Below are 11,224 nucleotides of genomic sequence, written 5' to 3'. Positions count from 1 at the left end.
ACCGCCGCCAAGCAAGGGCTTCGCCCTTGATCGCGGGACAAGCCCGCTCCCACAGGGTGTGGTTGGCGCTGCACCAGTGGGAGCCGGCTTGCCCACAACCATAGAATCTCCTACAGGCGCGCAAGCCTTGCGTATACCTGGGCTCTAGTTCGCGATTTCCGGGTCGCGCTTGCGCTTGTTGCCCATGCGCACGCCGATGTCCATGAGGAACTGGAAGAAGCCTTCCTGATCCTCCAGCACATTGCTCCAGAACGGCGAGTGATACAGCGCCACGGCGCCATGCACCAACGCCCAGGCGGCGCAATAGTGGAAGTAAGGCGGCACATCCTCGAGCTTGCCCTCGCTGATGCGGCCCTTGATCAACAGGGTGAGGCGATCGAAGTTGGAGGCGCGGATACGGTGCAGCTCCTCGACCATTTCCGGCACCTGGTTGCCCTTGACGACCTTTTCTTCCAGGCGGTCGAACAACCGGTAGCGCTGCGGGTCGCGCATGCGGAACTCGAAATAGGCGCGCGACAGGGCTTCCTTGTCGCGGTCGACGTCGTCCGAGTGCAACAGGGCGTTCAGGTCGCGTTCGTAGTCGAGCATCAGGCGCAGGTAAATCTCCGCCTTGGACTTGAAGTGCTTGTAGATCGTGCCTTTGCCGATACCCACGGCGTCGGCGATCATCTCGACGGTGACGGTGTCTTCACCTTGGTCGAGGAACAGCTTGAGCGCGGTATCGAGGATCTCTTGTTCGCGGCGGCGAAACTCACGGACCTTACGAGGTTCTTTCTGCATAGGAAGGACTGGATGGACAATCGAAGCGGTTTATTATGCCTAACTTGCAGGAAAATGCACGGATCATCCTCGCTTCTATGTATCACGATACGTGTAGAAGGCTTTCCAGGCGGGTAGAAAAACTGCCATTGACCCTGCGCACCATGCAGGGAAGACCCTATGGTTTCCAGGTGTATTCCAAATCTGTTTAAAAAACGACCAGTTGTCGCTGGCACTGTGCCAAACCTGACCGATACTTGGAGTGTTGGCGCGGCGCATCCCCCCAAGTGGCGCGTCAATAAAGGTGCCCAGGGACCGCGGTACCTTTGTTTTACTCCTAATGGTCTTAACCCGGATTCCCCCCCCAGAACCCGGGTTTTTTTTATGCGTGTGCCTTGCGAGGTGTCCGACGCGAAAGGCTCAGCGCCTGTAAGATCGAGCGCAGCTCGCGATGCGCCGCGCGGCCGGCGCGCGATTTACGCCCCAGCACCAGCCAGTCAGGCCACTCGCGCCAATGGGAACAACCGCTTGAAGTTGGCCGTGGTCTGCTCGGCCAACTGTGCATAGCTCACCCCACGCAACGAGGCGACGTATTCGGCCACTTCACGCACATACTGCGGCAGGTTCGGTTTGCCGCGGTACGGGATCGGCGCAAGATACGGCGAGTCGGTTTCCACCAGCAGGCGGTCGGCAGGGACCTGGCGAGCGACCTCGCGCAGGGCGTCGGCATTGCGGAAGGTGACGATGCCCGACAACGAAATGTAGTAGCCCAGGTCCAGCGCGGCCCGCGCCATCTCCCAGTCTTCGGTGAAGCAGTGCAGCACACCAGCTTGCGGCAGGCCGGCCTCGCGCAACAGCGCCAGGGTGTCGGCCCGCGCCGCGCGGGTGTGGACAATCACCGGCTTGCCGGTCTGGCGCGAGGCTTCCAGGTGCAGGCGGAAGGACGCCTGCTGCAGCTCGGCGGCCTCAGGCTCGTAGTGGTAGTCCAGGCCGGTCTCGCCGATGGCCACCACATGCGGGTGGGCCAGCTCGCGTAGCAGCCATTCCAGCGCTGGCGTTTCGCCGGGCGCCAAGTCCAGCGGGTGGATACCGACCGAACAGTCCACATCGGCGTAGCGCTCGCTCAGGGCCTTGACCGCCCCGGCGTTCTCGGCGCTCACGCCGATGCACAGGAAATGCCCCACGCCCCGCTCGCGGGCCGCCTGCAGGGCAGCATCGAGGGAACCGCCATGGGCGCCCAGGTCAAGTCGGTCGAGGTGGCAATGGGAATCTACGAGCATGGGATTTCGACACACATGAAGGAAACGAAAGAGGAATCAGCGTGAACCCGGCAGCTGGACCCAGTGGGCCAGCAAGGCTTCGAGCAGCAGGACACGATTGAGGTTGGCCTTGGCGAGTACCTTCTGACGCTGCTCGAGGATCCACGCCTGGACCTCCAGCACCCTGCCCTGCCGGCTTTTCTGTGCCAGGTACTGGACCACCTTGCGCATATCGCCCAAGCCTAGCCCCTCCTCGTCCTGGGTCAATTGGTAGCGCAGGATCAGGTGCGACCAGTCGCAGAACCAGTCGAACAGCAACAGCAATGGCACGTTGCTCCAGGCCTCGGCCAGCTGGCTGGGGGACTGTTGCTGCTTGAGCAGCTTCTTCACCCCATCGGTGACCAGGGCACGCTGTTCGCGCACGCCCTGGGCCTGCAAGCTCATGGCCATCAATGGCGAACCGGCAGCCAGGGCCAACAGTTCGTCGCGCTCCTCTGGCGCAACGTCGGGCAAGGCGCCGACCAGGAAGGCCTGGCTTTGGGCCAGGCTCGGCTGCGGACAGGCGACCTGCTGGCAGCGGCTCTTGATGGTCGGCAGCAGGCGGCTGGGCTGATGGCTGACCAGCAGCAGCACGGTATCGCCCGAAGGCTCCTCGAGGCTCTTGAGCAAGGCATTGGAGGCATTGACGTTCATCGCCTCGACCGGCTCGATCAACACCACCTTGCGCCCGCCCTGCTGCGCGGTCTGCACCACGAACGACACCAGCTCGCGCACCTGGTCGATCTTGATCGGCTTGTCGGCCTCCTCCGGCTCCAGCACGAAGTTGTCCGGATGGCTGCCGGCCTTGAGCAACAGGCACGCCTTGCACTGGCCACAGGCATCCAGGCCCTGGGGTTGCTGGCACAGTAGACGCGCCATCAGGCGCTCGGCCAGGGCCCGCTTGCCGATCCCCTGGGGCCCGTGCAACAGGTAGGCATGGGCGTGCTGGGCGCGCCCGGCCAACTGCTGCCAGAGCGCCTGTTGCCAGGGGTAGGCCTCAGCCACGGCAACGCTCCAAGATGCCCGGCAACAACGCGTCGATGGCGCGCTGTACAGCGGCCAACGGCTGCGCGGCATCCAGCAGGCTGTAACGCTGTGGCTCGCGCGCGGCGCGCTGCAGGTAGGCTTGGCGCACGGCCTCGAAGAATGCCTGGCCCTCCTGCTCGAAGCGGTCCAGGCGACCCCGGGCGGCGGCGCGGGCCAGGCCCACTTCCACCGGCAGGTCGAAGACCAGCGTCAGGTCGGGGCGCAAGGTGCCCTGGACGAAGGCCTCAAGGGTGGCGATGCGCGCCTGGGACAAGCCGCGACCACCGCCCTGGTAGGCGTAGGTGGCGTCGGTGAAACGATCGCAGAGCACCACCGCACCGCGGGCCAGTGCCGGGCGGATGACCTCGGCCAGATGTTGGGCACGGGCGGCGAACACCAACAGCAGCTCGGTGTCGGCAGCCATGGCCTCGTCGCTGGGCGCCAGAAGCAGCTCGCGGATCCGCTCGGCCAGCGGCGTACCGCCGGGCTCGCGCGTCAGAACCACGTCCAGGCCCTGTTCGCGCAGGCGCTCTGCCAGGTATTCGCGATTGGTGCTCTTGCCCGCGCCTTCGGGGCCTTCCAGGGTGATAAACAAACCGCTCACAGGCAGTCCTTACTGTTGTTCGTCGGGAGCCGGCGCATCGGCCGGTGCGGGTTCGCTGGCGGGCGCGTCATTCTCGGGCGCCAGGCTTTCGCCAGATGGCTCGTTGGAGGGAGGAGGCGCAGGTTCGCCCGGCGCCTGCTCGCCAGCACCAGGCACCTGGGGCGCGGGGCTTGAGCGGTAGTCGCTGCGGCGCTTGAGCTGGAACTCCCGCACGGCGCTGTTGTGGTCGTCCAGGTCGTCGGAGAACACATGGCTGCCGTCACCGCGAGCGACGAAGTACAGGCTGGAGCCGTCGGAGGGGTTCAGCGCGGCATGGATGGCCTCGCGGCCGACCATGGCGATCGGCGTAGGCGGCAACCCGGTCATGGTGTAGGTGTTGTAGGGCGTCGGCTCGCGCAGGTCGGCGCGGGTGATACGGCCGTTGTAGCGCTCGCCCATGCCGTAGATCACGGTCGGGTCGGTCTGCAGCATCATGCCCAGGCGCAGGCGGCGCACGAACACGCCGGCGATCTGCCCACGCTCCTGGGGAATACCGGTTTCCTTCTCCACCAACGACGCCATGATCAGCGCCTGGTACGGGTCGCGGTATGGCAGGTTGGTGGCACGCTCGGCCCATTCTTTGGCGAGCACTTCTTCCAGGCGCATGTAGGCCTGCTGCAGCAGCTCGACATCGCTCATGCCGCGCACGAAGCGGTAGGTGTCGGGGAAGAAGCGGCCCTCGGGAAATACCCCGGTATGGCCAAGCTTGTCCATTACCTGCGAGTCGGACAGCCCGTCGAGGGTGTGCTTGATCTTTTCATGCTTGGCCACGGCCGCACGCACCTGGCGGAAGGTCCAGCCTTCGACCAGGGTCAGGTTGTACTGCACCACGTCGGCACGGCGCCAGGCATCGAACAGCTCGGCCACGGTCATGCCGGGGGTGAGGCGGTATTCGCCGGTGTGCAGCGGGGTTCCCGCCATGTTGAAGCGCCAGTACAGGCGCAACCAGATGGCGTCGTCCAGCAGGCCCTCGTTCTGCATGCGGTAGAACATGCGGTTGGGCGTGGTGCCGGTGGGCACGTCGAGCAGTTGCTCCTGCGTCACGTGCAAGGGCTGCTCCAGGACCGAGTTGACCTTCCAGGCCGACCAGCCGAGGGCCAGGCCAGCGAGGATCAACCCCATTTCCAGCAGCAGCAGGAATTTGCGTCTCACGAATCAGGTTTCCAGTAACGTACGGGCAACGGCCTGCAGTTTACGGGTGAGTGGGCCTGGCGGCCAGTCGAGCTTTAAGGCAGAAAATGTACGCACCGGCCATACACCATAGACGCTGTTGCACAGGAACACTTCGTCGGCCAGTTCCAGGTCGGCGAGCTCGAGGTCGCGCACCCGAACCGCGATGCCCAACGTTGCAGCCTGCTCCAGCAAGGCTGCACGCATGACGCCCGCCACGCCGCAACGGCTGAGGTCGGCCGTCAGCAGTTCGCCGTCGCGGACCAGGAAGAGATTGCTGTACACACCTTCGATCAGCCGGCCGCGCATGTCACGCATCAGCCCTTCGGCGTATTCGCCACCTTGCCATTCGCTTCGCGCCAGTACCTGCTCCAGGCGGTTCAGGTGTTTGAGGCCGGCCAGCAGCGGTTGTTCCGCCAGGCGGGTCTGGCAATCGAACAGGCTCACGCCCAGCTCGGCGTTTTCCTTCGGGTAGGCGGGCAACGGGCTGCCCTGCAGCATGCGCCGGGGCGCGGCCCCCACCACAGGTGCATAGCCACGCTGGCTGTCGCCACGGGTAAGGATCAGCTTGGCCACGCCTTCGCCGAGTTGGCTGGCATAGGCGATGATTTCGTTGCGCACAAGAGACACGTCGGCTTCGATCGCCAGACGCTGGCAACCCAGCGCCAGGCGGTCGAGGTGCTGCGCAAGCAGGCTGGGCCTGCCGGCACGCACGGCGATGGTCTCGAATAGGCCATCGCCGTAGGCCAGGCCGCGGTTCTGCAGGTTGAGCGCAGTCGCGGGCTGGCCGTCGATCCAGCTGTGCATCAGCCGACGAACCGGCGGAATACCAGCGAACCGTTGGTTCCGCCAAAGCCGAAGGAGTTGGACAGCACCACGTCGATCGGCATGCTGCGGGCTTCGTGGGGTACGAAGTCCAGGTCGCAGCCTTCGTCCGGCTCGTCCAGGTTGATGGTCGGCGGCGCCATCTGGCTGTTGATCGCCAGCACGCTGAAGATCGCCTCTACCGCACCTGCAGCACCCAGCAGGTGGCCGGTCATCGATTTGGTCGAGCTGACCGCCAGCTTGTAGGCATGCTCACCGAACACCTTCTTGATCGCGGCCACTTCGGCGATGTCGCCGGCCGGGGTCGAGGTGCCGTGGGCGTTGATGTAGCTCACCGCTTCAGGCGCGATGCCGGCGTCACGCAAGGCATTGACCATGCAGCGTGCGGCGCCGTCACCGGTATCGGGTGGCGAAGTCATGTGGTACGCGTCGCCACTCATGCCGAAACCGACCAGTTCGGCATAGATGGTCGCGCCACGGGCCTTGGCGTGCTCGAACTCCTCCAGGACCAGGGCACCGGCACCATCGGACAGCACGAAGCCATCGCGGCCCTTGTCCCACGGACGGCTGGCGCGGGTCGGCTCGTCGTTGCGGGTCGACAGGGCGCGGGAGGCACCGAAGCCACCCATGCCCAGGCCACAGGCAGCCATTTCGGCGCCGCCAGCGATCATCACATCGGCCTCGCCATAGGCGATGTTGCGCGCGGCCATGCCGATGCAGTGGGTGCCGGTGGTGCAGGCCGTGGAAATGGCGTAGTTCGGGCCCTGCAACCCCAGGTGGATCGACAGGAAGCCGGAGATCATGTTGATGATCGAGCCGGGCACGAAGAACGGCGAGATCCGCCGCGGGCCCTGGTCATGCAGGGTCCGGCTGGTTTCCTCGATGTTGGTCAGGCCGCCGATGCCCGAGCCCATGGCCACGCCGATGCGCTCACGGTTGGCGTCGGTGACTTCCAGGCCGGCGTTGCGCACCGCCTGGAAACCGGCCGCCAGACCGTACTGGATGAACAGGTCGAGCTTACGGGCCTCTTTGGCCGACAGGTACTGCTCGACCTCGAAGCCCTTCACCGAGCCGCCAAAACGGGTGGTATAGGCAGACAGGTCCGTGTGTTCGATCGGCCCAATGCCACTGCGGCCAGCCAGAATGCCCTGCCAGGTGCTCGGTACATCGGTACCCAGTGGCGACAGCATACCCATACCGGTGACCACGACGCGTCTACGCGACACAGTACTCTCCTCTTTTAATCACAGAGTTTCTTGCCATTGCATTTCAAGGCAATGGAATGAAATGGCAACAAGCTCTCGGCGCTCAAAGAAAAAACCGCACGCCGGCAAAGGCAGTGCGGTTTTTCCCGACAAGAAGCGTCGACTACTGCGTCTTAGGCCTGGTGGCTTTTGACGTAGTCGATTGCAGCTTGAACGGTAGTGATCTTCTCGGCTTCTTCGTCAGGGATTTCGGTCTCGAATTCCTCTTCCAGAGCCATCACCAGCTCAACGGTGTCAAGCGAATCGGCACCCAGGTCATCGACGAAGGACTTCTCGGCAGTCACTTCTTCTTCCTTGACGCCCAGTTGCTCGGCGACGATTTTCTTGACGCGTTCTTCGATGGTGCTCATACCTAGTTTTCACTCCTAATGGACATATGTCAGGCAGCTGGCCGGTGACCAAGTTTATAGAAAGACGCCTGCTTTTCAAGCGCAACGCGCCGTTCACCCAGTCACCCCACCCTCTGCCTGGAATCTGGTTGCAGCTTTATAACGGATTTTAGGCTTCGTGTATGACTCTTTTTTGAAGCGATCCGTCACATTGCACTGCGTTTTTTACATGTACATACCGCCGTTGACCGGCACGGTGGCGCCGGTAACGTAGCCTGCACCTTCGGATGCCAGGAAGGAAACCACCTTGGCGATCTCCTCGGCCTGGCCCAGGCGGCCCAGCGGAATCTGGGTTTGCAGCGCTTCACGCTGCGCTTGCGGCAACTCGCGGGTCATGTCGGTGTCGATGAAGCCCGGGGTCACCGAGTTGACGGTGATACCGCGAGAACCCACTTCACGCGCCAGGGCGCGGCTGAACCCTTCCAGGCCGGCCTTGGCGGCAGCATAGTTGGCCTGGCCGGCGTTGCCCATGGCACCGACGACCGAGCCGATGCTGATGATACGACCCCAACGTGCCTTGGTCATGCCACGCAGCACACCCTTGGACAGACGGTAGAGGCTGTTCAGGTTGGTGTCGATCACATCGAACCACTCGTCGTCCTTCATGCGCAGCATGAGGTTGTCGCGGGTGATACCGGCGTTGTTGACCAAAATGGCCGGCGCGCCGAACTGCTCGCCGATGGCGGCCAGCACGGCGTCCACGGACTCGGCGCTGGTCACGTTCAGCTCCATGCCGGTACCAGTGATGCCGTGTTCCTTCAGGGTGGCGGCGATGCGTTCGGCGCCCGAAGCCGAGGTAGCGGTGCCGATCACGGTCGCGCCCTGGCGGCCCAGTTCGAGGGCGATGGCCTGGCCGATACCACGGCTGGCGCCGGTGACCAGTGCGACTTTACCTTGCAGGCTCATGCAAGCTTCTCCAATTTCAGGCCAGCGCCGCGCGGGTGGCGGCGACAGCGTCAGGGGTATTGAGGTTGTAGGTGGTCACGCCGTCGGCGCAACGCTTGTTCAGGCCAGCCAGGACCTTGCCCGGGCCACACTCGACCAGGTTGACCGCGCCATTGGCGGCCAGGGTCTGCACGCACTCGACCCAACGCACCGGCTGGTACAGCTGGGCCAGCAGGTCTTGCTTGAGGGCGGTGAGGTCGGCGGCGACCGCAGCGGTGACGTTCTGCACCACCGGAATTTGCGGGGCCTTCCATTCGATGGCGTTGACCGCTTCGGCGAAACGCTCGGCAGCCGGCTTCATCAATGCGCAGTGCGACGGCACGCTGACCGCCAGCGGCAGCGCGCGCTTGGCACCCTTGGCCTTGCACAGCTCGATGGCGCGGTCGACCGCAGCCTTGTTGCCGGCGATCACGACCTGGCCTGGCGAGTTGAAGTTGACCGCGCTGACCACTTCGTCTTCGGCGGCCTCGGCGCAGATGGCGACGACATCGGCGTCATCCAGGCCGAGGATCGCGGCCATGGCACCATGGCCTGCCGGTACGGCTTCCTGCATCAGTTGGCCACGGCGCTCGACCAGGCGCACGGCGTCCTTGAGGCTCAGGCTGCCAGCGGCGACCAGCGCACTGTACTCACCCAGGCTGTGGCCCGAAACGAAGGCCGGGCGGGCGCCGCCCTCCTCCAGCCACAGGCGCCACAAGGCGATGGAGGCGGTGAGGATCGCCGGCTGAGTTTTGTCGGTTTGGTTGAGTTGTTCTTCCGGACCTTCCTGGACCAACTTCCACAGGTCGTAGCCCAGAGCCTCGGAAGCTTCCTTGAAGGTCTCGACGATCACCGGCTTTTCTGCGCCGAGTTCGGCGAGCATGCCCAGCGACTGGGAGCCTTGACCGGGAAAGACGAATGCGAGGGATGCAGACATTGAACAAGCCCTTATGATCTTGTCGTCGGATAGGGTGCGCCAGCCCCAAGGCCGGACGCGGAAACTGAAAACTTGGATGGGAAAAGGGACCAAGCGGTCACATTTAAGCACTTCATAGCCGATATGCCTAAGGTCTTTGTTTGACTGTACCGCCCCTGTGGCAGCAGGCTCGTCCCGCGATCAAGGGCAAAGCCCTTGCCAGGCGACGGTGATATCGGGCCCGGCCAATCGCGAGGCAAGCCCGCCCCTACAGTAACAAGTCCTCCAGGCGACCATGCAGGCGCTGCGGCAGGTTCTCCTGGATCTCGATCAACGCCCGCTGGATAGCGCTCTGGAAGCCTTGCACGCCCGCCGAGCCATGGCTCTTGATGACGATGCCCTGCAGGCCAAGGAAACTTGCGCCATTGTGCCGGGCCGGGGCCAGGTCGGCCTGCAGGCGCTTGAGCAGCGGCATGGCCAGGGCACCGGCGGCGCGCGCCAGCACACCTGCGCGGAACAACGCCTCGATGCGCGCACCGATCATGGTCGCCAGACCCTCGCTGGACTTGAGCAGGATATTGCCGACGAAACCGTCGCACACCACCACATCGGCTTCACCCCGATACAGGCCATCGCCTTCGACGAAACCGATGTAGTTGAGCCCACGCGCGTTCTGCAGCAGGTTCGCCGCCAGCTTGACCTGCTGGTTGCCCTTGATGTCCTCGGTCCCCACATTCAGCAACGCCACGCGTGGCCGGGGGATACCCAGGGCCTGGGCCGCCACCGAGCCCATCACCGCGAACTGGTAGAGGTTCTCGGCACTGCAATCGACATTGGCGCCCAGGTCGAGCAATTGACAGTAGCCGGCCTGGGTCGGGATCGCTGCCACCATCGCCGGCCGGTCAATGCCCGGCAAGGTCTTGAGCACGAAGCGCGACAACGCCATCAGCGCGCCCGTGTTACCGGCACTCACGCAGGCCTGGGCCTTGCCGTCTCGCACCAATTCCAGGGCGACGCGCATCGACGAGTCAGGCTTGCCACGCAACGCCTGGGATGGCCGCTCGTCCATGCCCACCACCTCGCTAGCCGCAACGATCTGCAGGCGCGCGCGATCCGCAGCCGCAAGGCCACTGATGAGTTCTTCGAGGAGGGAGGGTTGACCGACGAGGGTCAGGTGCAGCGAGGGGGTAGCCGAGAGGCAAGCAATACTTGCCTGGACAATGCTGCGGGGACCGAAGTCCCCGCCCATTGCGTCGATCGCGATGATCTGAGCGGACAAGGATTACTCGTCAGCGCCCTTGTCGATCACTTTGCGACCACGGTATACGCCTTCTGGCGAAACGTGGTGGCGCAGGTGTACTTCACCGGTGCTCTTTTCTACGGACAGCGCGTTTTCCGACAGGGCGTCGTGGGAACGGCGCATGTCACGGGCAGAGCGGGATTTTTTGTTCTGCTGAACAGCCATAATTGATTAACTCCTAAACGTTTGGGTCACGCTTTAACTGCGCCAAAACACTGAACGGGTTGGACCGCGATACCTCGTCCTTGCTCGGTTCGGGCTCATCGGCGCCCGCCGGCTGCTGGCATTCTTCCGGATGATGAGCAGGTACGATCGGCAGGGCGAGCAACAGCTCTTCCTCGATCAGCGCCTGCAGATCCAAAGGATCTTCGCCCAGTTCCAGCACGTCATAGCCTTTCGGCAACGACTGGGTATTCGCACCCTCCTTCACCACGGCGTACGTACATTCGCTGTGGATCGGCAGGGTGACCAGCTCAAGACAACGCTGGCAAACCATCTTGACCTCGACGTCGAGTTCGCTGTGGATAACCACGGCGTTCTGTTCGTCTCGCTCAAAATCGAACTTCGCCTGCACCGTACCGACATCGTCGGAAAGCGGGTCGCAGAGTCTTTCCAAATCAGCGAGTTGCAGCGAACCTTGGATGGTTACGCCGCGATCAGCCAATTTGCGCGGGTCAACGTGAGGTGGAATCGGGTCATTCAACATAGG

General features: G+C 63.8%; 13 protein-coding genes. All 13 read right to left on the bottom strand.

Annotated elements, in window-relative coordinates:
- Positions 1-144: 144 nt before the first annotated feature.
- The gene (locus ACNFG0_RS18585; RefSeq protein ID WP_196145012.1) at positions 145-780 is read right to left on the bottom strand and encodes a TetR/AcrR family transcriptional regulator; all 636 of its coding nucleotides are present in this window, start codon (positions 778-780) and stop codon (positions 145-147) included.
- A gap of 476 nt (positions 781-1,256) precedes the next feature.
- Positions 1,257-2,039, bottom strand: coding sequence for a TatD family hydrolase (locus tag ACNFG0_RS18580; RefSeq protein ID WP_196145011.1), 783 nt, complete (start codon positions 2,037-2,039; stop codon positions 1,257-1,259).
- Between the two features lie 36 nt (positions 2,040-2,075).
- Entirely contained in the window at positions 2,076-3,062 is a 987-nt protein-coding gene (locus ACNFG0_RS18575; RefSeq protein WP_416765957.1) for a DNA polymerase III subunit delta', read from the bottom strand.
- Positions 3,055-3,687 (bottom strand): dTMP kinase, encoded by a 633-nt coding sequence (tmk, locus tag ACNFG0_RS18570; RefSeq protein WP_196156618.1) that lies wholly within the window; start codon positions 3,685-3,687, stop codon positions 3,055-3,057. Before tmk ends, ACNFG0_RS18575 begins: the two co-directional genes overlap by 8 nt.
- A gap of 9 nt (positions 3,688-3,696) precedes the next feature.
- Entirely contained in the window at positions 3,697-4,878 is a 1,182-nt protein-coding gene (gene mltG / locus ACNFG0_RS18565) for an endolytic transglycosylase MltG (RefSeq protein ID WP_196156619.1), read from the bottom strand.
- A gap of 3 nt (positions 4,879-4,881) precedes the next feature.
- Positions 4,882-5,703 (bottom strand): aminodeoxychorismate lyase, encoded by an 822-nt coding sequence (gene pabC / locus ACNFG0_RS18560; protein WP_416765954.1) that lies wholly within the window; start codon positions 5,701-5,703, stop codon positions 4,882-4,884.
- Complete coding sequence (fabF, locus tag ACNFG0_RS18555) at positions 5,703-6,947, bottom strand: beta-ketoacyl-ACP synthase II (RefSeq protein ID WP_416765952.1); 1,245 nt, start codon at positions 6,945-6,947, stop codon at positions 5,703-5,705. The genes pabC and fabF overlap by 1 nt, the downstream gene beginning before the upstream one ends.
- Before the next feature lie 152 nt (positions 6,948-7,099).
- Positions 7,100-7,336: an acyl carrier protein gene (acpP, locus tag ACNFG0_RS18550; RefSeq protein WP_043214413.1), complete on the bottom strand. Its 237-nt coding sequence runs from the start codon at positions 7,334-7,336 to the stop codon at positions 7,100-7,102.
- A gap of 204 nt (positions 7,337-7,540) precedes the next feature.
- A complete protein-coding gene (fabG, locus tag ACNFG0_RS18545; protein WP_196145005.1) occupies positions 7,541-8,281 on the bottom strand; it encodes a 3-oxoacyl-ACP reductase FabG in 741 nt (246 codons plus the stop codon).
- 16 nt (positions 8,282-8,297) lie between these two features.
- Entirely contained in the window at positions 8,298-9,236 is a 939-nt protein-coding gene (gene fabD, locus ACNFG0_RS18540) for an ACP S-malonyltransferase (RefSeq protein ID WP_196145004.1), read from the bottom strand.
- Between the two features lie 247 nt (positions 9,237-9,483).
- Positions 9,484-10,494 carry a phosphate acyltransferase PlsX gene (gene plsX, locus ACNFG0_RS18535; protein ID WP_196156622.1) on the bottom strand — a complete coding sequence of 337 codons (1,011 nt, stop codon included), beginning with the start codon at positions 10,492-10,494 and terminating at the stop codon, positions 9,484-9,486.
- Between the two features lie 3 nt (positions 10,495-10,497).
- Entirely contained in the window at positions 10,498-10,680 is a 183-nt protein-coding gene (gene rpmF / locus ACNFG0_RS18530; RefSeq protein ID WP_008096416.1) for a 50S ribosomal protein L32, read from the bottom strand.
- 13 nt (positions 10,681-10,693) lie between these two features.
- On the bottom strand, positions 10,694-11,221 hold the full coding sequence (locus ACNFG0_RS18525; protein WP_084855024.1) for a YceD family protein: 528 nt from the start codon (positions 11,219-11,221) through the stop codon (positions 10,694-10,696).
- Between the last annotated feature and the right edge of the window lie 3 nt (positions 11,222-11,224).

The organism is Pseudomonas sp. NY15372 (assembly GCF_048068215.1).
Classification (GTDB): Bacteria; Pseudomonadota; Gammaproteobacteria; order Pseudomonadales; family Pseudomonadaceae; genus Aquipseudomonas; species Aquipseudomonas guariconensis_A.
The sequence above is the reverse complement of the archived record's forward strand: the minus strand, read 5'-3'. Positions and strand labels throughout refer to the sequence as shown.

What these genes read in the sequence shown, in the direction of transcription:
- ACNFG0_RS18585 (WP_196145012.1), bottom strand. Translation starts at nt 780, where the DNA reads ATGCAGAAAGAACCTCGTAAGGTCCGTGAGTTTCGCCGCCGCGAACAA.
- ACNFG0_RS18580 (WP_196145011.1), bottom strand. Translation starts at nt 2,039, where the DNA reads ATGCTCGTAGATTCCCATTGCCACCTCGACCGACTTGACCTGGGCGCC.
- pabC (WP_416765954.1), bottom strand. Translation starts at nt 5,703, where the DNA reads ATGCACAGCTGGATCGACGGCCAGCCCGCGACTGCGCTCAACCTGCAG.
- acpP (WP_043214413.1), bottom strand. Translation starts at nt 7,336, where the DNA reads ATGAGCACCATCGAAGAACGCGTCAAGAAAATCGTCGCCGAGCAACTG.
- fabG (WP_196145005.1), bottom strand. Translation starts at nt 8,281, where the DNA reads ATGAGCCTGCAAGGTAAAGTCGCACTGGTCACCGGCGCCAGCCGTGGT.
- fabD (WP_196145004.1), bottom strand. Translation starts at nt 9,236, where the DNA reads ATGTCTGCATCCCTCGCATTCGTCTTTCCCGGTCAAGGCTCCCAGTCG.
- rpmF (WP_008096416.1), bottom strand. Translation starts at nt 10,680, where the DNA reads ATGGCTGTTCAGCAGAACAAAAAATCCCGCTCTGCCCGTGACATGCGC.
- ACNFG0_RS18525 (WP_084855024.1), bottom strand. Translation starts at nt 11,221, where the DNA reads ATGTTGAATGACCCGATTCCACCTCACGTTGACCCGCGCAAATTGGCT.